We start from the raw sequence: 24,387 nt of genomic DNA, 5'->3' as shown, positions 1-24,387 counted from the left end.
AAGCGGAGGCAAAAAACAAAAAAAGGGATGAACATCCCCTTCTCTGCTGCCAAGGGCGAACGCCCTGCTTTTTTGGTTGCACTGACCGAATTACCAGGAAATCTCCAGCTCCGGATATTCCGTCACCGTCGCGATACGCAGCGGATCCTGCTCAATGAGGGTCGGGCGCCAGATGTAGTGGAATTGCTCGGAATCGAGCCAGATCTCCAGTTCTTGGGCGGCCGCCGTTTCGGACAGGTCGAATGGCAGTTCCTGCACAACGCGATAAAGGCGATGACCCTGCGTAGCGGCCTCGTCGATCGCTTTGGCGATTGTTGCGGGCTTGAAGAGTTGGCTTGCGTAGAACTTCCTCGTTTTGAAGGCCATGAGGAAATTGCCTTCCGCGCGCTTCATCAGAAGGCACTCCCCAGGTAAGTATCGGTGATTTTCAGGCGGCCATGGCCTAGCTCGGCCGAGATCTTATGCCGCGCCGCGCGGTCGGCGGCACGTTCGTTGCTGCTCATCTCGGCCCAGCGCTTGCCGTCTGCCAGCGGGCAGGCCCGCCCGGTCAAAGTACGGTAGCGCTGCTGGGCATAGGCGTGCCGCAGCCCATGGGTGTTGCGCAGTCCCGCCTTCAATGTCTGGTACTCGAACCGCTTGAGGTGTTCGACATAGGTCATTTGCGCCGGGATCAACGATCCCCGGCCGGGAACAAGCCGCTTGGCTTCCTGGAGCACTTGCTGCTGTTCCAGCGTGGTGATCGGAATGGTGCGCGCGCGACCGCCCTTGGTCCAACTGGGCTTCAGGGCGATATGGTCGCCACGGATGGCTTCCTCCGGCTGGAACTTCATGGCTTCCTCGCGCCGCAGGCCGAACGCGGACTGGAGCAGTAGGGAGGTCTGAATATAGGGGCACTCGATGTCGCCGTGCTTGGCGGGGTCGAGAACCTGTGCGCGGTTGCGGGTGACCTCGCCGCGTTCGGCGACGCCGTACGCGGCATTGTCACGGTTGACGACGTTGGGCTTATTGATCTTCTCCGCCCACCACCGCAACCAGGTGAGGCGGTTGCGGACACTGGCGTCGGTGGTGTCGCCGTCCAGCCAGCGCTCGACAAGCGCCTCGACGTGCTTGGGTTTAAGGGAGCTCGCGGCCGGCAATTTGTAGCCGAGGTCCGCCAGGTCATTGGCCATTGCGGTCAGGCCGCGCCGGCGGTTGTTCTGAGTGCCGTAAGAGCCGTCCCGGTTGCGTTGGCACAGCCGCACCAGGTCCATGGTTAGATCGTCCATCTTGCTCGCTTCTTATTTTTGGCTGAGTGTTGATGGCCGATGCACGTCCGTAGATCGTGACACCCCGCGAAGGTCATTCGCGGCATGGCCGGAATGCGTAGTCTTCCTTACGGTATGAGCCTCCCGAGCCAGCCGGAGGGCTGGCCGAAGTGGTTTGCCCTGTTGGGCGTCCGGTCACCGAGAGGTCGAGACCGGAGATGTGCCCGCCGCGGCGGCGCACGAATCGATTGAGCAGGCATGTGTGCTCTCCTTTTGCTGGGGAAATGGTCGGTGAGATGGATCGGGTTTTCTTGACCCGCCCGGATAGTGAATGGGGTTGCCCGCCAATGGCCAGCACATCGCGCCGGAAATGATTGCCGGGTGCGCAACCGAGGCGCAGCGTCATTTGCAGGTCATGCGGCAACGTTTGCGCAAACCCATCGTCCACCGAGGCTTTGAGGGCGGTCTGTCACTCCCCAATGGATTGGCGAGTGACAGACCGCCGGCCGCTCGCTTTGTCGGACATCCTATGTCCAACCAAGCCGGCTCATTCCTCCGCGCGCCAGGCCAGCGCCGCTGGCCCAGCACCCGAATGACTCGGCGCGCGAGCGGTTGGCATCGTCCAGGCCGAAGCCAGGCTATCGTGGCCACTGTTCGCGTGTTTTCAGCGGTGAATCGCCGCGCCCCTCGATTGGAGAACGAGTCAGCCGCCTGGCGGCGTTTCTGCGTCTTTCGCTCCTTTGTGCCAGCCACGGTCAAAACGGCCAGCAATGGGTCGTGTGTGCGCCGTCCACGCCGGTCTGCAAGGCATCCAACCGTCTCCCTGCGGGACCCTCGGTCGGACCCTCCGTTGCAGGCCGGCTCAGTCGTACTGCGCCTTGAGCACCCGACCGGCCGCAATGACGTGGCCGGAATATCAAAGGAGAAAGACGATGTCAGAAACCACCACCAAACGGCCGACCCACACCGTATTCGTTGTCGAGGGCGAGGGCGATAAGACCACCTGGACCGAAATCGGCGCGCTGTGGAGCCACGATGACCGCAAGGGCTTCAACCTCAACCTGAAGGCCATGCCGCTCAGCGGACGCCTGGTGATCCGCGAACGCCGCGCCAATACCAAGGCCAAGGAAAGCGTGGGGGCATGAGCCCCCACCGCTTTGGCGGCGCGGTGAGTGTCGCCGGCCACACGCTCGCGGGCAGGGCTGCCGTGCCTACCCGATGCCGGTTTATTCCAACCCAGCGGCTGGGACCTGTCCCGGCAGTCGCTGCCGTCACATGTCCCAAGAATACCGTGCTGCACGGTGACTGCATCGAGATCATGGCCGGGCTACCGGCGGAATGCGTCGATTTTATCCTTACCGACCCGCCGTACCTTTGCCGCTACCGCGATCGGAGCGGGCGTACGATTGCCAACGACAATGACTCGCGCTGGCTGAAACCCGCATTTGCCCAAGCCTATCGCGTTCTGAGGCCGGACAGTCTTTGCGTCAGCTTCTACGGTTGGAATGCGGCCGACCAATTCCTTGACGCGTGGCGCTCGGCGGGATTCCGCATCGTTGGGCATCTGGTTTTCAGCAAGACCTACGCCTCGTCGACGCGATACGTCGCGGCACAGCATGAATGTGCCTACATCCTTGCAAAGGGACACCCACCGATGCCTTCAGAAGCGCTTCCCGACGTTTTGCCGTGGCGCTACACTGGCAACCGGCTTCATCCTACAGAAAAGCCGGTGGACCCCCTGCGTAAGCTTGTGGATGCCTTCTGCCCTGCAGGCGGCGTAGTCCTGGACCCGTTTTGCGGGTCGGGCTCTGCGCTCGTTGCCGCGCAGGAGTGCGACCGCACCTGGCTCGGCATAGAACTCGATGCTCGACACGTTACGACGGCGCGGGGCCGAGTGCCCTCCTAGATTGGTAGGGCTGCGAAGGGCGCCTGTTCAAGGCGCCCTTCGCGTCGGCTGGCACGTTTCGGTCAGGGGGGCAAGGACCAAACTGCCGCCGATTTGTTTTCTTAATTTAGCTAGGTGCAGGCTGGGTTGGGAGCTCAAAAAGAAGGGAACCGCGCCGCCATTGCCCCTCCAACGTGGCCTAAACGGCGAAGCCATTCAACAGAGATTTTGTCGGTGATGGTGATTCTCTACTGTTCCAAGCATTGTTGTTGCTAAAATATCACGACATGTATACAAAAATGGCACACATTAGACAAATGAACGAGTGAAATGTGGAGTACATTTTAGCAATATGACTTTGAACCGATTTAGATGTGCTATCAAGACGATAATCCAAAAAGCAATTGTAACTGAGGCATGGTTCTGATTTTTCGGCCATGAAACTATGTTGGCTACCACGCCCGCCGGAAGTTGCCACCGCCGTGGAATAACCTTATGGAAAGAGTCAGGTCGAAGAAAATCGGCGCGCGGCCGCCACCACGTCGCACACCATGTCCTGTTCGAGGACCTCGATGCCCGCAAAGCGGTGAAAAGCCACCTCGCGCGAGTGCAGTGGCTCGTGACGACCGGCCACAAGGGACTCTGCTGGGACTGAGAAGCAGTATACACCTCTACGGACCGTGCACGGCGTGTTCCGACCGCGTCAGGGTTTCGCCAAGAGCAGCTTCACCTTGGACAATCTTATACGGGCCAGTCGTCGCGCTGAATTCTGGGATGCCTCTCTGCCGCCTTCAACGAGGAATACCAGCGTCATCAACTCGATCAGAAGATCGTCGATCGCCGTCGAGGTCAACTGAGAGCAGCCTTCGAACTGGCGGAGCAAAGTCCGAGCTTCCGCAACGGCATTGGCGCCCCCGGCATCGATTAAAGATTCGAGCTTGTCGAAGCAATCCAACGCCTGACACCTTGGCTATTTCAATAGGCTATCGCAGGGCAAGATATATCAGTGCCACCATCACCAAGACCAGAGTAGAGCCGACACACCTCCTGACGAATACTTCCGACAGTTCGGATGCACCTTTGTGTGCCGGCTCTTCAGTATTCCGAATTTCCACCTCAACAACTTGCCGTCAGTTCGTCCTGAGGGCTTATCGAGAAGCCCGTAGCCGCCGTTAGGCGATCTGCAAGGTCAGTCTTCTCCCAGGAGAAGGACCCGTCCTGGCCTGCCTTGCGGCCGAAATGGCCGTAGGACGAGGTTTTCGCGTAGATGGGCTTGTTGAGGTCGAGATGACGGCGGATGCCCGACGGCGACAGGTCCATCACCTCGCGCAGCGCCTCCTCGAGCTTGGCCTCGTCCACCTTGCCGGTGCCGTGCAGGTCGACGTAGATCGACAGCGGCTGAGCGACGCCGATGGCGTAGGAGAGTTGGATGGTGCAGCGGTCGGCGAGCTTGGCCGCCACTACGTTCTTGGCGAGATAGCGCGCCGCATAGGCAGCCGAACGGTCGACCTTGGTGGTGTCCTTGCCGGAAAAGGCGCCGCCGCCATGGGGTGCCGCGCCGCCATAGGTGTCGACGATGATCTTGCGCCCGGTGAGGCCGGCATCGCCGTCAGGCCCGCCGATGACGAACTTGCCGGTCGGATTGATGTACCAGTTGCAGTCCTCGGCGATCTTCAGATCGCCAAGCGCCTCGCGGATATAAGGCTCGACGACCTTGCGGACCTTCTTGGAATCCCAGTTGGAATCGAGGTGCTGGGTGGAGAGCACGATCTGCGTGACTTCCGCCGCCTTGCCGTCGGCGTAACGCACGGTGACCTGGCTCTTGGCGTCCGGGCCGAGCCTGCCGGCCTCGCCATTGCCTTCATGGCGCGCGGCAGCCAAGAGCTCGAGGATCTTGTGGCTATAGTAGATCGGCGCCGGCATCAGGTCGGGCGTCTCGCGGCAGGCGTAGCCGAACATGATGCCCTGGTCGCCGGCACCTTCCTCGCCCTGGCGGTCGGCGGCATTGTCGACACCTTGGCCGATGTCGGGCGACTGGCCGTGCAGCAGCACGTCGATCTTGGCGGTCTTCCAGTGGAAACCGGACTGCTCGTAGCCGATCTCGCGGATCGCCTTGCGGGCGACCGACTTGAACTTGGTCGGATTGACGACCGGATGGCCGGAGGCATCCGTCAGGATGTTGCCTGCCTTGTCCTTCTTCAAGAGTGTGTCGGGGACGCGGACCTCGCCGGCGATGACGACGCGGTTGGTCGTGGCCAGCGTTTCGCAGGCGACGCGAACCTTCCACGGATCCATGCCTGTCTTCTTGGCTTCGCGATAGACCAGATCGACGATTTCGTCGGAGATGCGGTCACAAACTTTGTCGGGATGACCCTCGGAGACGGATTCCGAGGTGAAGAGATAATTCTGCAGCGTCACGGGTGTCCCCTCTGAAAACATCGGCGGGCTGCCGATTTGGCGCGCCACGTGTTAGCGGTGGCGGGCGGCCTCCGTCAAGCACTACTGACGTCGGAACCGGTCGGTAATCTATATTCACATCAGTTTTGTGACAAAATACGAAATGCAAATAGCTAACATACCCCAGGAGCACCGCCGATGTTAGGTATATGCGGAGGATATTATTTTATACGGCGACAACGTGCGACGCAGATATGCTTCAGATAGTCATATCAGAAGAAAAAAACCCAAAGAGGTCGAGTAAATTCGGACGCTCTTCATTGGCGATGGGCATTTTGTCACGCTGGACTGCGTCGCCCCGGATAACGAGATAAATGACATTTAGGAAGTACCCTGCCTGCAGCACCAAGGCGGCAACGGCGGCCCAAATCAACGAATACCGGATCGAGCCGGTCATAATATATATCGTCATCAGAAAAATCACTAAAACGGCAGTCGCACCCACCAGAAACCGCGGGAAATACATTTGTTTGCCCCAATAACCCGGCTTGCCATCGACATCTTCATTTGGCGGGCGCTTCGGTGAGCGGTCGGACCCGACGATGAAGGCCGATTTCCAGCCAATCTCTCTACAGTAAGGATATGGTTGAGTCTACTGGAACATCTTTGCGGACAACAAAAAATCAGCCAATTATTACAATTGCGAATTTTTCTATAAAAAAAGTTTGGCTTCGCGTGACTCTGTTTGTATGATCCAAAATTCCTTGGAATCCCTACACAGTGCACCAAATGGCGATCCCAATCGCCAGGACTGTTACGATTATCCAGAATAAACATGCCTGGTCTCCGTTTTGGCCGTCATCGAACAAATTTCACTCTCCATCTCCTCCAAATCAAATAAACCCAACCGCAACTATCGCTTAATCAGCGTGCCTCGACACGACGTCGTTGAACCTGATTCGATTAGCCTGCGCTTGGAAGTGCTTTGTAAAACATAGTTTTTTGCAACTGAGACATGATACATCCCATCGTCGCGCCACCGGTTCCTCAGACTTTTGAAATTGACAGAGCAGCGTTCTAGAACAAGCCCGATATCAAAATCCCAACATAATGCATTTGCCATGAGCAGCATCGTCCGAACATCGGTGAATTTTTAGTTAGGGAAACCTACCACGAAACACTAGACCTGCGCCCGGGCGACATGGCAGAAGGCGGGCGGGTCGTTGGCGGAGACACTGATGCCGGAATATAACGTACTTTGCATCGGCAATGCCATTGTCGACATCATCGCGCAGTGCGACGATGCCTTTCTCGAGACCAACGGCATTATCAAGGGCGCGATGAACCTCATCGACACCAAGCGCGCCGAACTGCTCTACAGCCGCATGGGGCCGGCGATCGAGGCTTCGGGCGGCAGTGCCGGCAACACGGCGGCGGGCGTGGCGAGCTTCGGCGGCCGCGCCGCCTTCTTCGGCAAGGTTTCGAACGATGCGCTCGGCGACATCTACACCCACGACATCCACGCCCAGGGCGTGGCCTTCGACACCAAGCCGCTCAAGGGTGAGCCGCCAACGGCGCGTTCGATGATCTTCGTCACGCCGGACGGCGAGCGCTCGATGAACACCTATCTCGGCGCCTGCGTCGAATTCGGCCCGGAGGATGTCGAGGCCGACAAGGCAGCCGGCGCCAAGGTGACCTATTTCGAGGGTTATCTGTGGGATCCGCCGCGCGCCAAGGAAGCGATCCGCCAGACGGCCAAGCTGGCGCACGCGGCAGGCCGCGAAGTGTCGATGACGCTGTCGGATTCCTTTTGCGTCGACCGCTACCGCGACGAATTCCTCGAGCTGATGCGTTCGGGCACCGTCGACATCGTCTTTGCCAACAGCCACGAGATCAAATCGCTTTACCAGACCGCTTCCTTCGAGGAAGCGCTCGCCGCCATCCGCAAGGATTGCAGAATAGCCGCAGTCACCCGTTCCGAGAAAGGCTCGGTCATCGTGCGCGGCGACGAGACCGTCACCATCGAGGCGACGAAGATCAAGGAACTGGTCGACACGACCGGCGCCGGCGATCTCTATGCCGCCGGTTTCCTCCACGGCTACACGACGGGACGCGACCTGAAGGAGTGCGGTAACCTGGGCTCGCTGGCTGCCGGTATGGTGATCCAGCAGATCGGCCCGCGGCCCCGGCAGAGCCTGCGCCGCGAGGCCGAGCAGGCCGGACTGCTGAAGGGTGTTTGAGGCTCTGCGTCCCATCTTCCCGCCAGATCGCGAGCTGCGGGGGGGCAAAGTTGAACTACTCGCGTGGAACGGAGATCAAGCAAGTCCGAAACGTTTAACCATAGTGCCAATGTGGTTTTGGTTCTGTACCCAAAAACATAACCCCAAGCTTGTCCGCTCGGCGCCACTGGACCACTGCCTTATAACCTACGCCATCAGTTGGGATGTAAAGAACGAAGTCATTCGGAACACGGGAGTCCGCTGGTACCTGTAGCTCAGCCCCTTGGGAATGCATATTTCGAACGGTGCATTTGACTTCAGAATTTGAAATACCTGTCAGAATTGATGCTCCTTTTAGAACACGCCTCCGGCCAAGTTTTCGGGTATCTTCAGCGTTGTTCATTAGAACGCCCATGAGTCAGTAAGGGAAAGCTTGCTTCGTCCGTTCATTTACTTTACCGCAGCGCGGTAAGCAAGGCCTGTTATTGAGGAAAGGACACTTGCGCCATTCCTACGGGCGGCAGTAGTACGGTCGACCATTGACCATTTTCATGGTGCCATAGGCGCCGGGACCGCAAGTGGCCGGAGGGCCGTCGGCCAGTTGCAGGATTGTGGCGGAGACGGTGCCGGAGACGTCGAGGCTGGCGGCGGGATTGGTGACGCCGACGCCGACGTTGGTAGCGAAATAGGCTCTGCTGCCGCTTACAGTACCTGTCGTGGAGATGCCGCTCGCGACCCAGACGCCGTTGTAGTAGTAGCCGGTGGTGACCCCGGATTCGGTAATGGAAATGCTGTTGGTGTTGCCGTTGGCGACAACCTGAGCGGTGCCGGAGACGATACGGTCGGCGGTGGCGACGGTAGAGGAGGTGTCGGCAAGGTTGGCCCAGCCGCCGGAGCCGTAGCAGACCTGGAAGGTGGAACCGTTATAGCGGAGGGCGCCGGAGCGGTTGGTGTCGCAGGTTTCGCCGCTGTTGGAGAACTTAAGGGTACCGGAGATATCGAGTGTGGTGGACGGTGTTTTACCGGGCATGGCCACACCCATGGAGCCTTGGGTGGTGGCGATACCGCTGTTATCGATAATGAGGCGGGTCAGCCCGCTGGTGCGCAGAATCACGCCGTCGGCGCTATTTGTGCCCATTACCATGTTGCCTGCGGAGTAGTCGATGATACCCACCGAAGAGGGCAAGCCGGCGCGGCTGATAAAGATCGTGCTGCTGGAGGCGCCATAGAGGTGCAGAGTACCGCTGGGGCTGGTTGTACCGATTCCGACGTTGCCGGAGAAGTAGCCGTTGGTGCCGGAAATGGGGCCGGTGGTGCTGACCCCCTTACCGACGTAGACCCCGGCGGTGGAGACCTCCACCACGTTGCCATCACCGAGGACGACTTGATTGGATTTGTTGGGCTGGGCGTTGAAGCCGACGCCGGTGACGTTGCTGTAAGTATTGGATACGCCGCCTGTGAAGACGGCATAGGCGCCAAGGGCGGTGACGTTGCTGCCGATGTTGTTCCGCGCTGCAAGATACCCCAAGGCGGCGGCATTGAGGCCGGTATTGTATTGGCCCGCGTAGGATCCGATTACGGTGGAATTAGAGCCTGTATTATACTTCCCGGTCGCCACCCCCATTGCGACCAGGGCGTAGCCGGAGTTCAACTGCCCGGCTTCTTCACCCACCGCCGTCACGTAGGCGGACGTATTGTCCTTCCCGGCGAAATAGCCGACGCCCGTAAGGTGGGTCTGGGTGTTGTTCTGCCCGGCAAAGCCACCGACCAAGGTGGAATAGTCCCCGCTGTTAATCTGCCCTGCGGCATAGCCCAAGGCGGAGAGATAGAGGCCGGTGTTGGTCTGGCCTGCCAAGTACCCAGCCGCCGTTATGCTGTTGCCTGTATTGTTCTGGGCGGCATAGGTACCCATTGCGGTGACATTGGTGCCGCTATTGTTCTGGGCGGCGTAAGCACCCGTAGCTGCAGTGTTGGCGCCAGCATTGCTATAGCCGGCGTAGGTTCCTACCAGCGAGGCCGTGCTGCCGGTATTCTGGTAGCCCGCGCCATAGCCGAGTGCCGTTACGTTGCCAGCGTTGTTAAGGCGTGCTGCCGAGGCGCCAAAAGCCGTGACGCCGGTGCCGGAGCTGCTGAGGCCGGCACCGCTGCCCACGACCACGACGTTGGTGCCGGTGACGATATCGAGCAGGCCACGGATGGAGAGGTTGCCGTTGGGGCTGAGGGTGGCGACAGAGGTGCCGGAGGTAAGGCGGTCGGTGACCGTGCTGACGCCGGTGAGGCCGGACCCGTTGCCGACGAAGTTGGTGGCGGAGACGGTACCGGAGACTTCAAGAGCGGTGGTGGGGGTCGCGGTGCCGACACCGACTTGCCCAGTGCCGAGGATGCGCATTAGCTCGGTGCCGCCAGCCATGAAGTAATGGTTACGAGCACTGTTGTAACTGCTGTAGTAAAGGTTTCCGCTGGAGCCGTTAAGGCTGGAGTAGAGGCCGGTTATGTCGCTCAGACGGATAATGGGGGATGAACCCATAATGTTGAGCGACGTGCTGGGGGTTGCCGTGCCGATGCCGACATTGGTGCTGAAGTACCCGCTGGTGCCGGAGATGCCACCGGTGGTGCTGACGCCTTTGCCGACGTAAACGCCGGCTGTGCTCACTTCGACAACGTTGGCGTTTCCCAAAACCACCTGGTTGGACTTGTCGGCCGTATAAACGGCATAGCCCAACAGGGTGACGTTGCTGTAGGTGTTGGACGTGCCAGCCCAGCCCCCGACGGCGGTGACGTTGTTGCCGGTATTGGTCTGAGCGGCGGCATGGCCAACCGCTGTGAGTGCGGTGCCGCTATTATACTGCGCGGCGAAATCGCCAACTCCCACGACGTTGGGGCCAGCATTGCCGTACCCAGCCGACTTCCCCACGAAAGTGGCAGCGCTGCCGGTATTGATCATACCAGCCGAGCTCCCCAGTGCCGTTAGGTTGTCTGCGGTGTTGGAGGTGCCGGCCCAGCCCCCGACGACGGTGACGTTGTTGCCGGTATTGGTCTGTGCGGCGGCATGGCCAACCGCTGTGAGTGCGGTGCCGCTATTATACTGCCCGGCGAAATCGCCAACTCCCACAACGTTGGAGCCAGCATTGCCGTACCCCGCCGACTTTCCCACCAATGTAACGGCGCTGCCGATATTGGTCATGCCGGCGTTGGTGCCAACGGCGACAACATTGGTGCCAGAATTGGTTAACCCCGCATTGTTGCCGAGCGCGACCACATTGGTGCCGGTGACGATTTCAAGCCTCCCGGCCACGGTCAGAGCACCGGTCGGATCGATAACCGCCGAGCTTGTGCCGCTTACGATGCGATCGGTTGTAACTGTGAGGCCGGTGAGGCCGGACCCGTCCCCCACGAACGTGCCCGTAATGGTCGAGCCGCTAACAATCGGCGCGTTGGATGGACAGCCAATGTCGCCTCGTGAGGCTTCTCCATAGCAAAGCCGGTTGCCGGTGATGCCCATGGTGGTGGAGACGTTAACGACTGCGCCCCAGTCCTGCCCCCACGCCGGCCCTGCCACCAGCACGGCGGGGATCAAGAGGCGGAAAAGGAGGCGCATAAGTCACTGTACCGCAACCTTAACCGGTTGGCGTCGCTGTTGACGCCAAATGGGGCAACCGTCGTTGCGGGTTCGCCACTGCTGTGATTAAGGATGATGAGCGTGAGGTAGGCAAGCGAGAAGCCGAGCGCCAGTCCGAAACCCGGAAATGACGCTCGGCTGTCTGAACCGGCACCCCGCTTTGCGGGTGCTGTGGTCATGCTGTTCTGGATCGTCGTCGCATTCGGTCGGTATGCCCATGAGGCTTACCGGCCGTCCGTCCTCACTGGCCCGGCTTGTAGATCTGGTCGAATATACCACCGTCGCCGAAATGGTAAGGCTGCGCCTTCTTCCAGCCGCCGAATTGCGGGTCGTCGATGGTGACCAGCTTGATTGGGGGCAGCTTTGCAAGGTCCTCGGCCGGAACCAGGTCGGGCTTGGCCGGACGATAGTGGTTCTTGGCGATGATGGTCTGGCCTTCCTTCGAATAGAGCCAGGAAAGATAGGCCTCGGCCACCTTGCGCGTGCCTTTGGCGTCGACATTGGCGTCGACGACGGCGACCGGCGGCTCGGCCAGGATCGAGGTCGGCGGGTAGACGATGTCGAAATTGTCGGCGCCGAATTCGTCGAGCGCCAGATAGGCGTCGTTCTCCCAGGCGATCAGCACGTCGCCCAGGCCCTTCTGCGCAAAGGTGACGGTCGAACCGCGGGCGCCGCTGTCGAGCACCGGGGCATTGGCATACAGTTTGCCGATGAATTCCTTGGTCTTGGCCTCGTCATTGCCATCATGCGCGTTGGCATAGGCCCAGGCCGCGAGATAGTTCCAGCGCGCGCCGCCGGAAGTTTTCGGATTCGGCGTGATCACCTGGACGCCGTCCTTCACCAGATCGCTCCAGTCGTGGATGCCCTTGGGGTTGCCCTTGCGCACCAGGAAGATGATGGTCGAGGTGTAAGGCGCCGAATTGTTTTCGAATTTCTTGCGCCAGTCGGGGTTGATCTTCTTCGACTTCGAGACGATGGCGTTGATGTCGCCTTCGAGCGCCAGGGTCACCACGTCGGCATTGAGGCCGTCGATCACCGCCCGGGCCTGGGCGCCCGATCCGCCATGCGATTGCTGGATGGTGACGGTTTCGCCGGTTTCTGCCTTCCAGTGCGCGGCGAAGGCCTCGTCATAGGCCTTGTAGAGCTCACGTGTCGGGTCGTAGGACACGTTCAAAATGGTGGTGTCGGCAAACGCGAATCCGAGCGTGCCGAGCTGGACGGCCCCTGCCAGTAAAGGGGCAAGTAGCCATGTCTTGAGAGATCGAGTCATTGTGGTCTCCGTTTGCGATCTCATCAATCTACTAATTTAGTAGGAATTGGAAATGCGCTGCCGCTTCGTTTTTGGACCATTCGCGATTAGGTCATTCCAATTCTTCCGGAGGACACGAAATGGACTACTCGCGGGAATGGAACTGAAAGCCCTCGTCCAGAATCTTGCGAGCAGGCAAACTGACGATGGCGGCAGCCAAATTGCATCCAACAGTTCGGACCTGTTGGGCGCTGGTAGCTGTGCCAGACCAGCTCATCGGCAGAGAGCCCGAGAAGTACAGCGAGCTGATCGGGAAGATCACCGGCGTCTGATTGCGCGGTCCGTCCGGCGACGTTCACGGCTGGCGAAATGGGGCTTTCGCGTGCGTTACCTGCGAAGATAATAGGGCTAACAGGGGGCAAGGCTAACCGCCCGCTTTTCGCGCTGTGTTCTCGTGCGTAAGTAAAAGCTAATATGCAATCGGCGCACGTAAATGCCGCCCCTTGAGGCGGCATTTGGCAGAACCAACGTTAGTTGATGGTGTTGGCAGCGTAGCAGAGGATTACGGAGTTGGCCGTAGGCTGGGCAGACGGGATGGTGGTTGCGCCGCCGCTGGTGCTGTTCAAGCAGGCGGTGGTGCCGTAGATCACACGGCCCTTGGTGGCATCAACGCTTCCATCAATGGCTTTGTCGGCTTCCTTGGCATCGGCCAGTGGCATATCGGCAAACTGGACGACCAGGCGCTGGTCGGGACCGGCGGTAGCCATGGTGTTGACCTGTTGCGTAATGGTGCTGGTGGTGGACGAGCCGCTGCCGAAGTTGTGGTAGACCACGGCGGAGGTGCCAGCACCGCTGGTGCGGAAGCCGGGGAGGATGTTGCGCAGGTTGGACTGGTCGATGGTGCTGGCCCAGCTGGCGGCGGGGATGGTCTGGTTAACCAGCACCGCCATGTTGGTGGTCGGCGTGCCGGCGCTGGACAGCGCGTTTTGCGGCCACAGGCGTTGGCCGGAGTAGAACTGGCCGTTGGCGTCTTCAACCTGCTTGAGTTGGGCACCGGCCTTGGTACCGCTCGAGCGGTTGAGCAATTGCCAACCGACCGTGATGATCACGAGGGTGATAAGAATAGCGATGATGGCGACGATCAGAATGGTTTGGTCGATCGTATAGCCCTTGTTGGAGGTAAGACGGTTGAATAGGCGATTGAAAGTAAGTTGCATTCTCAGGGGGTCCTTTGCTGATTGTTGGTCTTGAGACCTATGGTACCCCGCTCCAGATGTTCTGACAGGCAAAGGAGAAATTTCTGACAGCGCTGTGTGTGATTTGTGCACTGAACCAGAGGGTTGCGCTGCCCGACGGCAAAACCGCCGCGGCGGATTTCGGTTCGGCAGGAGCGCCAATGGCGTCGTTGCGACCTGGTGGATAACGGCCACGCCGGGGCGCACTTGGGCGGCCGGTTATTGTCGCGCCGCAACAAAGGGCAGCGAGAGAACCGGCTGACAGAGGTTGGAGGCTGCTGTCATCCCCCCAAATTGTATTCCTACGTCAAACCCGAAAGCTCAGCTTTCGAGCGAGGGGGGCGATTCACCCTGGGGCCTGGCGGTTGGCTTGCGACCGAAGCCAGCGGATTTGGCAACGAGGGACCGCTGGGCGGCATAGTTGGGTGCTACCATAGGATAATCCGGGTCGAGTCCCCACTTTGCCCGATACTCCTCCGGCGTCATGCTGAAACGGGCTCTGAGGTGCCGCTTAAGAGACTTGAGCTTTTTCCCGTCCTCCAAGCAGACGATATAGTCGGGGAACACGGACCGCTTCCGATTGACGGCCGGGACAGGCTCAGGTTCTCGGAGCGCAGGCGGTTGCAAAATGCTCCTCAGCGCAGAACTGACACTTGCGATTAAGTCAGGAACGGCGGCGGCGGGGATCGCGTTGCTCCTGACAAACGCCGCGACGATGGTGGCCGTCACAGCCACCACGTCCACTGTTACGGGTTCAGTTTTGTCATCATCCATAGACATGCTCTTCGCCTTTCGCTGGCCCTCGTATTCGAGACACTGGCAGCACCATCTTGTGCGAGGGCGTTAACTGCACCGCCACGTTGGTGCTCGCCAAAAATAGCCGTAGGTTGTCGCTTCCGCATTGGCCGGGATGTCTGTCAGGATATAAGCGCTTTGCTTGCCGCGCTTGGCATGTGCCCTGCCATCATCTCCAGATGCCACGGTCAGCCTGCGCCATCCGATTAATTTCACGTAGGTTCTCCAACTTTCCGGCGGTTCCACCGGAATCGGCCGTCTCTTCGTTTCCTCTTGGAAGATACCTCCAACCAAATCCGACCCGAGAACTGTCGGATCTCCCGATTCCGACCGGCTGCGACCCCATACGGCATTTTGTCGCACGACCATTTTTTGTCCCCTTTCAGACCATGGCAGGCTCTCCGTCGCCATCCGGGAGATAGCATGGGACCTCCTTTTCGAACGCTAAATCCACGGTTGTACCCCTGCGTTACTATTACTTTTTGGCCGACCGGTCGGCTGGGACGGGGTTGCGGTGGCATTCGCAGGGCTGATCCTGCCGCGACACGGTGGTCCGCGCCGCCTGCGAGGCCGATGCTGGCTTCGCGGAAGTCCTTGGCAATCGATCCGCTCGGCGGCTGGGTACCATGAACCTTCCGATGGCCCCTACGGGCTCTTGGCGCGATTTGTGACGGACAGTCGCCATCATTGCGCATGCCAGCATCACCAGCGATACGTGGCGGTGCCATCCATGCCAAGAGCGGGTTTCATTATGGTCGAGGCCGAGTTCGGTCTTCGCAGCACGAAGGCCTTCCTGGGCAATCCCGCAACATTGCTGCACCGCAATCAACGTATCGATCGGGGTCCCGGCCGGAGACCAGGTAGAAAAGTAACGTAGGACGCGGTTTGCCTCGCGGTGTACCAAGAGGGCTGGAGTCCACAGCCCAGACCGGGTTTTGTCGTGTTCTGCCACATCCAGTTCAGGGAAGGGGCAGTAGGCCCATGCTTCAGAGCTTTCACCTCCTTCTTCCAAGGGCAAGCTGCGCCACAGGCAAGGATCGATGTTCCGTGCGATTTCCTCGGCCGTGCCGCCTGTGGCGGTTTGGCAACCGAAGTGATGGTTGGGGCTAACCCCAAGCACGTACCCCTTACACCAGCGGCGCAGGGTCATCTCAACATCGGCGCCACCTAAGATGCGGTCGGCGGCCACCCAGTTGAAGGGAACGTCCGCAGCCTGGGCGCGGCCGATCATTTCCAGCGCCAGATGGGACTTTGTAGCAAAAGGGATGCCCGCAGGCACGTGGGTCCGCGCCAAGCGGGAAGGGTCGTCCGTCCAAGCCTTGGGCAGGTAAAGGGCGCGATCAATGAATGCATATCCGTGCTTGGATACGTAGGCTCCAAACAGGCCGATCTGGCAGTTGGCCATCTTGCCCGTTGAGCCATTGACCTGCCGCGCCACCCCACAGGATGTCTTGCCCTGTTTGATAAAGCCCGTCTCGTCTATCGCTAAGACCGCATCGTTGTCAGCCAGAGTTTCGAGTGCGAATTTGCGTACGATGTCGCGCAGGAGGTCTGCGTCCCACTTGGCTCTTCCAAGAATGGCCTGCTGGCGCCACGGCCCGGGGTCGCCCGCAGCCTCAGCGCGCATCCAGCCGGTCTTGCGGTGCTCATCCCGGAGCAGGCCTTCGAGGAATAGACCAGCTGAAATCGCCACACGCTCCTGAGGGAACAGCCTCCTGATCCGGGACTTCACATCGTGCAGCGTCGCTGCCCAAATTCTCAGAGTCGTTTCAATCGATTCAACCACCGCCAATAACCCCTTTTGCCAGCCCGAACAAAAGCGAAAAAAACCGAGTAAACCTGTTGCGAAACGCAACTGTAATACTGGCTTCTTTCTCAGCATTCTTTTAGCGAGACAATAACACCCCGTCGACAATTTAGGCGGCGCACAACTCTCACATTCTGTTGTTAGAAACAAGCTTGACTTAGCAAATTCGCGTTGGCATAACCCCGATGCAAACGAAAAGAGAAGCATCTTTCCCAAGCGAGCAAGGATAGTGCAGGAATAAATTTGCTCATCTGGCCGTTATATTAGAAAATGGCGGCGGTGTATCATGTGTTAAAGAAACTCAGCCAAATGCTAGAGACCGTGTTTTCTAGCAAGTGGGGGCGAGTGTCAGCGTGTATCAAGGGTGTCGTTGAAATCTAGGTGAAGACGCTACGTCGAAGCAACAATATGACTGGCGGAAACCTGCCAATGTTTTGGAAGGCTTTGATGCATGGCAATGTATGGGCGAGACGCGCGATAATATTCGATATCTAATCGCAGATATGTCTTTTGGGTCACTTTATAGCGGCAGGTTAAAGCCGGATACACCGGACTAAAGAGGGCCGGATGAACGGTTCGTGGATAGCGTGCCGCCTGCGAAGACTCATAGTCAGCGCAACGGAGGCACTTTCTACTGGCCCACGCTTGCGACGGCGGTTGCTGATCGACGGGTAAGGGCGCGGGGTGAATGAGAACAGGAAGTCGGGCTGAAACGATGGAAATGTCCGAAGTGCCGCTCTCGATGGCCGCAGCCAGTGCCAATGGCATTGCCCACGTAACGGGCGGGGACCCAGCAAAGGTTCTTGCCGTCGCCGAAAACCTGCAACCCGAAGTCGCATCCTCCATTTTCGAGTTGGTCGAGGCTGGGCGGGCTTACGAAGCCCTGGCGTATCTAGATCGCCAGGAGGGTGCCCTCCAGTCTCCGGAATTGCGCCGGCTCCGTGGCGATTTGGTGCGCGCACTCCAAGTTTTGGAAGCCCACCGTCGCCCTGCGCATGGCGAAAGCACTTCATTGGCCGCGCTCGACTGCATTCTTGATGCCCAGTCGGCCCGCCGGGTCCCGCCGCCGCCCACCAAGCGTTTGACGGGAGTGGCACTCATGACAGGCCACCTGGGCGCCGGGGGAGCTGAGCTCCAGATGGCGCGGACCGCAGAGATGCTTGCCGGGGCGGCGGGTAGCCAGCAGAAAATAGCGGGCGTGAAGCTCTCGCGTCCATTCCATGTGGTTGTCAATTCGCTGACGCCGAACACCAACCGTCCGCTCAACTTTTTCGGCCCGGTTCTCGCACGCAAGAACATTCCTGTTTGGGCTTTGGAGGACTTGCCCCCTGCCGGCCTTGAAGACAGCCTCATAAGCGACGAGACGACCAGGGCTCTCTTGCCGCTGCTCTACCCGAACATTCGGAAAGGCCTGCGTCTCGTCTCCTGGTTCCAGCAGCAGAAGATTCAGGTCGCCTACATATGGCAGGACAACGCCATTCTGCATTTCGCGGTGGCGGCGTTGCTTGCAGGAGTGCCCCGCCTGGTGCTCAATTTCCGGGGTATGCCGCCGGTTCTGCGCTGGAAAGAACATCTCCCGGAATTCGAAAAGCTTTACACGGCGCTCGCCGCAATGCCGGGTGTCACCTTCGTCTGCAATAGCAGCAAGGCGGCATCAGCCTATTCGGACTGGATTGGGTGTTCGCGTGATGCCTTCCACGTGATCTCCAACGGATCCGACCTCCATTCTGCCCACCCCACTGCGCGCGAACTGAAAACCTGGTCGGAGTTCGACGCCCGGACACGGGATGCCACCATAACGATCGGTGGCATCTTCCGGATGCACCCCAACAAACGGCCGTTGGAATGGGTGCAGTTCGCCCGGTATTACCTAAATTCGCATCCAAAGGCGCGGTTTGTGTTGATAGGCTCGGGGGTGTTTTTTGAAACGGTCCGTGATCTCGTACGCACCCTTGGGCTCACCCGCCGGCTACTGTTGGTCCAGCAGACGAAGGCCGGAACCTACTGGCTCAAGAAGATGGACGTGTTCCTCCTGCTCTCTCGGTATGAAGGCACCCCGAACGTACTGATTGAGGCTCAATTAGCCGGGGTTCCCGTCGTCTGCACGCCGGTAGCGAACGCGACCGACACCTTTGTTGACGGGGTTACGGGACTGGCGACCTCAGTTGCCATCGATGTCGAGGACATAGCCGCAAAGGTTGACCAGATAGCGACCCACGCTCGCTTGGGGGATGCCGTTCCCCATTACGCCCGCCGCCACATCTCTGCCCGTTACTCGGCTCGGTCGATGATCGAGCACACCGTGCGCGTGCTGTCGGGTCAGCGTGACGAGTGGCGCATTTCGGTTGGGTGATTTCGTGACACGATTTGAAAACAAGGAACAAGATATGCCCGGAACCCCCAATACTCCCAAGCTCGCCGTGAAGGTAAGAGGCACGAGGATTGCAATTGCCTTACAAGAAATCGAGGACGCTTGGGAGGCGGAGGACTATGCGGGTGCGGCTATTTTGAGCCGGCAGCTTTTGCAGTCCGACCCCGGCGCCATTCAGGGTTTGGTCCATCTCGCCCGCGCGGCCGCGCTCATCGGCGACTGGGATGACGTTGCTGAAGCGGGCGGAGCACTGGTTCGGAGTAGCCCGAAAGATGCTTTCGTGGCCGCTGGCAAGCTAAACCGTGCCGGACGCGCGTTGGAGGCGGCCAAGATTTTCGCCCAATTAAACGTGCAGGAAGACTGGTTCGATGCAGAGGCAGCCAATCTGGCTCGCAAGGATGCCGATCTACTGATCGCCGCAGGCGAAGCCGCCGTGACGAAGGAAGACAGCGAGGCAGCGAACGTCATATGGGTCGCCGGCGTCCAAATTGCGCCGCGGAGCCAGATTCTCGCTGGCAAGGTGCGACGTCTAACACGGGGTCTGAAGATGGCCCTTGCCAATCTGGATCCCGATAAGGATCCGGACGACTATGCCGACGTTTGCCGTGACTTGGCGTGGGTTAACCCCAGCAACCTTGCGGCGGCCGTAAGGTTTGCGCGAGCGAGCGAGCGATCAGGCGAGACCACCGCTGTCGATGCGTGGCTGAAGGTGCTTTCGTTGGCGCCCGATAACGAGGCAGCGGCGGCGCGGCTTGGCAACCTCGCCGGTAAGGGCCAACTGGAAGACCACGCAATATCGGGTCTGCTCGCTCTCGGGCGCGGCGAAACGTTCGACCCAATCATCAAGGTGTTGGCCGCTGGGCGAGATGCAAGAGCCAGGAAGGCCCTCGACAAAGACATCCGTTTGGCAACCCAGCGGGCCGCAAAGTTGAAACGCGAGGCAAACCCCAAAGCCTACTTGGCTGCCTGGAAAGATGTTTTAGCCCTCGAACCCGATAACCTGCGCGCCGCTCGGAAGGTGATTGGCGGAGCCGGCCACTTGCGTGACTACGCAGCTTTAGTGGACGGCTGGGCGGCTTACCTGGAGATCACACCAGAGGCGGCCGGGGCCGACCGCTTGGCTGCGGCAGCCCTGCGCGCCGGTGATGAACAGCGCGCGCTCGAGTGTCTCGCGCGCAACCGACTTACCGGCGAATTGCCCAAAGCAAGGCTCAATGCACTTTGCAAACGTGTTCTCCAAGCGGGCAAGGTCGCTTTGCGGGATTCGGAGTTTGACTTCACCCTGGCTTGTTATCAAACGCTGACACTGGTCGACCATGCCGGGGCGGACGGTCTGCGGTTTGCTTTGGCCAACGCGTTGGCCGCAAGTGCCAGGAGATCGGAAATTGAGGGTGATCGGGCTGGGGCAGTCGCCCAGGCCGAGCAGGCGCTGGAACTCGTTCCGGATCATGCTGCGGCGCTCACCCTGGTTGCACGCCATCGGGGCGATAAGGGGCCTAGCCACCTTTCTCGAGCGCTGCGTGATCAAGACAGCCACGGAAGTAACGCGGCACTTGAATTGACGGAAAGCTGAGCGGCACATTTGCAAAGCTACATGTAGTCGTCGCAGTCACGAGAAGTATTGAGCAAGCCACGAGTGCTACGAACCTCACGGAAAGGTTCTCGAAGCAAGAGCGGACATCGGAGAGACGGACGTGAAGATCGTAGGTTCCCGAGAATTAGTTGAGAATGCAAATGCATCCGGTGCAGCAAGCAGAGCATCGTCTACCCTTGAGTCTTCGGCGAAGCCGAAAAGACGGAAGCAGCCTCCAAAGGCTGCAACGCCGACAGCCGAGCCAGTACCTCCTGTTGACATGAAGGAAGTTGGTGAAGCCGTCCGCCGGATCAAGCAGGCATGGAAGGATAAGGACTATCCCGGCACGGCGACTTTGAGCCGCAGACTGTTAGGATGGGAGCCGGGCAACATATTCGGCCTGCTCTACTTGGCACGCGCCGCCGCGTACACCGGAGAGTGGAAAGACGTAGCTGAAGCCGGGGCAGCGATAGTCCCACATAGCCCGCGTGACGCTTTCAACGCCGGGCGCAAGCTCAACCGTGCAGGCCAAACCCTTCAAGCTGCGCAGATCTACGCCAAACTGGAAATTCATGAAGACTGGTTCGACGCCGCCGTTGCGGATCTGGCCTGGAAGGAAGGTGTTTCGCTTCTCAAGGCGGGGCAGATAGCCGACAAGGATGGGAATCACGGCCTTGCCAAGGTGCTTTGGGTAGCGGGCCTGCGGATCGCTCCGCGGAATGAAGTGCTGGCCCGCCGTGTGCGGCAGCTTGTGCTACAAGCGATAAAGACAGCCAAAGGCCAGGACCGAAACAAGGACGTTGTGGCCTATGCCGATGCCTGGCGCGAAGTGCTTTGGCTTTCTCCGTCAGACGTGCTCGCGGCGGCCAAGCTGGCCTGGGCACACGAGCGCCTTGACCACAAAGATGCCATCGACGCGTGGCTCAAGGTTCTTGCAATCGCACCGACGCACGAAAAAGCCCTTGATCGGCTTCGCTACCTGGCATTGCGCCACGACCTTGAAGATCGTGCGGTCCGAGGGCTTGTTCAATTGGATCAGAACGAGGCTATCGAGGCACTGGTCAAAGAACTGTCCGAAAGCCGGGACGCCAAGGCCCGTGAGAGTCAAGACAGTATCCTCAAGGTGCGGCTGCGCGAGGCATTGGCTCGCGCTCGTGGTTTGGATCGCGATGCGGAACCTCGGAGCTATTTGGGCGCATGGAAAGATGTGCTGGTCCTCGATCCGATGAATCTCGGCGCCGCCAAGAAAATCGTACAAGTTGCGAGGCAGTTGGGAGACTACTCGGAGCTTTTGGAGGGACTGATCACCCTTCTTGAGATCACCCCGGATGACACCGTCCTTCGAGGGCGGCTCATCAAAACTGCGCAGCGTGCGGGTCGAGAGCAGCGCGCGTTAGAATGGCTGGCCGACCACGGGCTGGCGAACGTGCCGAAGGACCAGGTTCAAATCCTTCGCAAGCGGGTATTCAACACCTGCAAGCACGCCCTCCGGGCATCGGACCTTGATGCAGCCATGGGTAGTTTCCGCACCCTACAGCGCATCGACGGGCAAAATTCCTCGATCACGGCGCTAAAGCCGGCTGTTTTAAAGAGGGCGGTCTCAAGCGCTTGGGAGGCTGAGAAGGCTGGCAACCCGGCCTTAGCTGTTCCCTTAGCTCGACAAGTCCTGGATATCGAACCGGATCACCCGATTGCGCTGAAGATAGTAGCCAGGGATCTGTTGCGCCATGATCGTTGTGAGGAACTGGTGACTCTATGCCAGCCCTTTATCAAGCCCGGCCCGGAATATGTAGCTGTGCAAAAGCTGCTGGACCGGGCGAGCGCCAAGCTGGCGTGTTGACCAAGATGAATATGGGTCGCTTTCCGGCCGAACGACCTCCCGCATAGCGGCGGATCAAACCTCCTTCGGCCTTTCGCCCAAAATCCTCACCGGGAGGCCGTGTGCCTCCCGCTAGCTCAAGCCGCTCTATTCGTCAGGTCCGGACCAGGAGTTATGCAGTGACGGCCAAGATCATGAAGCTAGCCGCGGGTAGGGCGGCTGCAGAAGAGCCTGAGGTCGCTCTCGCATCCCGCGTTGCGGAGCTCGAAGAGCGCCTTGCTGAAACCGAACTCTTCAATAATCACCGCGTGCTGAGGTCACGGATTGAAAGGTTAGAGCGAGACATCACCACCTATCGCGAAGCGCGGGAGACGGCCGACTTCGCCAACATTGACCTGCGGCAAGCGCTGGAACAGTCCACTGCCTCGGCCGACGCAGTAAAGGCCTCTCCGGCCTTTCGCTTGGGCACTTTGCTTATCGAGACGTGGCGAGATTGGCGTTCGATAGGCGGACTGCCGAGCGCTATATCGCGATGGTTGCGCGAGAACCGACAGCAGCAGGAAAACGCTGAAGGACTGCTGGTCCCTGACGGTTCGGTGACGGAATACACCGCAGCAACAGAAAGAGCGTTAGAGATTGCTGGGAAACAGGGCCTACAAGAAGCCAAACGCTGGATCGCCGATCAGCATTTGCGGGATTCTGTGGCCGCAAGGGCGCTTTCCGAACTCGCGTCCTTTGCACGAAGGAATGATCCGAGTGAGGCCGTTCGTTTGGCGGAAGCTGCCCTGGAAGTGGATCCGCACGAGAACCGTGTCAAGCGTCTTGCTTTTCTGATGGCTGAATCCGGATCGGTTACGAATGCCGCCCAACTTTTGCGTTCGGCGATCGGACGGGGCGCGAGGTTCAATGCAGCAGAGGAGGCCCGTGGGCAGGAAATGCTGGCGATGGCCGATCTGGCGTCGACGGGCCTCGTCTTCGTTTCTAAGCGGAAATGGGCACCGGCGGTGGGGTCAGCGAACCGACGAGTGCTCATTCTTGCTCCGCAAGCCTTCCCATATCACTGGTCCTCACTTTCGATGCGGACCCACGCCGTCGCGGAGAGCCTCGTACAGTCGGATATACTAGTCGACGTGGTTACCGCCCCCGGCTATCCCGATATCGGCAACAGCAACGTGGATCAGGCGAAACGACCACCTTCACGCAATGTGGATGGCATCGACTACCACCTTCTTCCGCCTGTCAAGGCGCGGCCAGGCGTCACCAACGAATACGTCCAACAGACTTCGCTTGCCTTGATGTCATGCATGCGGCGCCTGAAAACGACAGTTCTCATCGCCCCCCTGGAGTTGATGCATAGCTACCCAGCCGTAGTGGCATCACAGAGATTGGGTGTGCCACTGTTGCTGGACTGCTGGAGCGCCACCCCGGAGGAGAGCCAGTGCCACACCGAGCGTGGGCGGATTATGTCACGGACCGAAGACTCTTTGCTTCACTACGCGCAAGCCGCCGTGGCGCGCACGCCCGCCATCGCTGCCCGGCTAAGCCTCGCAGCACGCGGTCCGAAAGTGTTTTTGGATATAGATGGCGTCCCTGGGCGCAGTTCCTCCGAACCTGTATCGAAGTCGCCTGAAAATGCCGAGTTTGTCTTCGGATATGTGGGGGACAATAGCGGCGATGTCGACTTGGAAAGCCTTATCACCATCGTGAAAGGCCTGGTCGCGGCCGAGCTCGATGCCAGACTTGTCATTCACTCGGTCGGGGCGCGCATCCAGGCCGTGCGGGACCAACTTGAGCTTGCCGGCCTAGGCCAGCGGGTCAGTGTAGTCTTGAAGTCCCCTCCGGGCCGGCGTGCTGGCCTCGCCTACCAAGGGATTGAGGCTATTGTTGTCCCATTCGCGCCCGAGGAGGAGGCAGTCAAGTCGCCCTACCAGATTGTGGCGGCCCTGCGACACGGTAAATGCGTGATTGTCGTTGGCGGCGAGAGTTACCGGGACGTGTTCGGCCCGGCCGTGGTGTGGGCAGAGGATACACAATCAGCCATTGATTCCTTGAGAGCGTTGGCTGTCGACGTTGAGCGACGCACCCTACAGGAGTCGCAAGCGCGCGCCTGGGATGCGGCCCATCCGAGCGGAAAATCGCTCGTAGCAGCAGTCGAGTCTCTATGATGGACAGGC

The 24,387-nt window shown here is 59.6% G+C and carries 16 protein-coding genes and 1 pseudogene; 7 read left to right on the top strand and 10 right to left on the bottom strand.

All coding sequences use genetic code 11. From position 1 onward, the window contains the following. Window positions 1–90: 90 nt before the first annotated feature. The gene (locus tag PU724_RS28845; protein WP_135886347.1) at window positions 91–393 is read right to left on the bottom strand and encodes a hypothetical protein; all 303 of its coding nucleotides are present in this window, start codon (window positions 391–393) and stop codon (window positions 91–93) included. Continuing rightward, the gene (locus PU724_RS28840) at window positions 393–1,265 is read right to left on the bottom strand and encodes a phage integrase N-terminal domain-containing protein (protein ID WP_354424937.1); all 873 of its coding nucleotides are present in this window, start codon (window positions 1,263–1,265) and stop codon (window positions 393–395) included. The genes PU724_RS28845 and PU724_RS28840 overlap by 1 nt, the downstream gene beginning before the upstream one ends. Before the next feature lie 911 nt (window positions 1,266–2,176). On the opposite strand from PU724_RS28840, the gene PU724_RS28835 reads away from it, so the two are divergent. Then, window positions 2,177–2,389, top strand: a complete 213-nt coding sequence (locus tag PU724_RS28835; protein ID WP_354424939.1) for a hypothetical protein — start codon at window positions 2,177–2,179, stop codon at window positions 2,387–2,389. Between the two features lie 146 nt (window positions 2,390–2,535). Further along, window positions 2,536–3,150: a DNA methyltransferase gene (locus tag PU724_RS28830; RefSeq protein WP_426213713.1), complete on the top strand. Its 615-nt coding sequence runs from the start codon at window positions 2,536–2,538 to the stop codon at window positions 3,148–3,150. 682 nt (window positions 3,151–3,832) lie between these two features. Here PU724_RS28830 and PU724_RS28825 read toward each other — a convergent pair. The 3 genes from PU724_RS28825 to PU724_RS28815 form a co-directional block, all read right to left on the bottom strand. Next, the gene (locus PU724_RS28825; protein ID WP_354424943.1) at window positions 3,833–4,084 is read right to left on the bottom strand and encodes a hypothetical protein; all 252 of its coding nucleotides are present in this window, start codon (window positions 4,082–4,084) and stop codon (window positions 3,833–3,835) included. 161 nt (window positions 4,085–4,245) lie between these two features. Continuing rightward, a complete protein-coding gene (gene metK / locus PU724_RS28820; RefSeq protein WP_354424945.1) occupies window positions 4,246–5,568 on the bottom strand; it encodes a methionine adenosyltransferase in 1,323 nt (440 codons plus the stop codon). Window positions 5,569–5,785: 217 nt separating this feature from the next. After that, window positions 5,786–6,052 (bottom strand): exopolysaccharide production repressor protein, encoded by a 267-nt coding sequence (locus PU724_RS28815; RefSeq protein WP_354424947.1) that lies wholly within the window; start codon window positions 6,050–6,052, stop codon window positions 5,786–5,788. Between the two features lie 712 nt (window positions 6,053–6,764). Between PU724_RS28815 and PU724_RS28810 the strand changes: the two genes are divergently transcribed. Continuing rightward, entirely contained in the window at window positions 6,765–7,766 is a 1,002-nt protein-coding gene (locus tag PU724_RS28810; RefSeq protein ID WP_354424949.1) for an adenosine kinase, read from the top strand. A gap of 490 nt (window positions 7,767–8,256) precedes the next feature. Here PU724_RS28810 and PU724_RS28805 read toward each other — a convergent pair whose 3' ends face one another. The 5 genes and pseudogenes from PU724_RS28805 to PU724_RS28785 all read right to left on the bottom strand — a co-directional run. Beyond that, the gene (locus PU724_RS28805) at window positions 8,257–11,343 is read right to left on the bottom strand and encodes a beta strand repeat-containing protein (protein ID WP_354424952.1); all 3,087 of its coding nucleotides are present in this window, start codon (window positions 11,341–11,343) and stop codon (window positions 8,257–8,259) included. Between the two features lie 262 nt (window positions 11,344–11,605). After that, entirely contained in the window at window positions 11,606–12,634 is a 1,029-nt protein-coding gene (locus tag PU724_RS28800; protein WP_354424954.1) for a sulfate ABC transporter substrate-binding protein, read from the bottom strand. 509 nt (window positions 12,635–13,143) lie between these two features. Further along, window positions 13,144–13,830: a hypothetical protein gene (locus PU724_RS28795; RefSeq protein ID WP_354424955.1), complete on the bottom strand. Its 687-nt coding sequence runs from the start codon at window positions 13,828–13,830 to the stop codon at window positions 13,144–13,146. 339 nt (window positions 13,831–14,169) lie between these two features. Next, window positions 14,170–14,628, bottom strand: a complete 459-nt coding sequence (locus PU724_RS28790) for a Ros/MucR family transcriptional regulator (protein ID WP_354424957.1) — start codon at window positions 14,626–14,628, stop codon at window positions 14,170–14,172. A 676-nt stretch (window positions 14,629–15,304) separates the two neighbouring features. After that, window positions 15,305–16,429 (bottom strand): annotated as a pseudogene (locus tag PU724_RS28785) (IS701 family transposase); the annotation flags it as partial. 742 nt (window positions 16,430–17,171) lie between these two features. Here PU724_RS28785 and PU724_RS28780 point away from each other — a divergent pair. From PU724_RS28780 to PU724_RS28765, 4 genes are all read left to right on the top strand, one after another. Beyond that, a complete protein-coding gene (locus PU724_RS28780) occupies window positions 17,172–18,803 on the top strand; it encodes a glycosyltransferase (RefSeq protein WP_426213712.1) in 1,632 nt (543 codons plus the stop codon). Beyond that, a complete protein-coding gene (locus PU724_RS28775; protein WP_354424963.1) occupies window positions 18,796–20,394 on the top strand; it encodes a tetratricopeptide repeat protein in 1,599 nt (532 codons plus the stop codon). Before PU724_RS28780 ends, PU724_RS28775 begins: the two co-directional genes overlap by 8 nt. A 280-nt stretch (window positions 20,395–20,674) precedes the next feature. Further along, window positions 20,675–22,234 carry a tetratricopeptide repeat protein gene (locus tag PU724_RS28770; protein ID WP_354424965.1) on the top strand — a complete coding sequence of 520 codons (1,560 nt, stop codon included), beginning with the start codon at window positions 20,675–20,677 and terminating at the stop codon, window positions 22,232–22,234. Window positions 22,235–22,392: 158 nt separating this feature from the next. Further along, entirely contained in the window at window positions 22,393–24,378 is a 1,986-nt protein-coding gene (locus PU724_RS28765) for a glycosyltransferase (RefSeq protein ID WP_354424967.1), read from the top strand. Window positions 24,379–24,387 lie beyond the last annotated feature (9 nt).

The sequence above is a fragment of the Mesorhizobium abyssinicae genome, assembly GCF_049887195.1.
Classification (GTDB): Bacteria; Pseudomonadota; Alphaproteobacteria; order Rhizobiales; family Rhizobiaceae; genus Mesorhizobium; species Mesorhizobium abyssinicae.
Note: the sequence above shows the minus strand (reverse complement) of the source record. Positions and strands in the feature narration are given on the sequence as shown.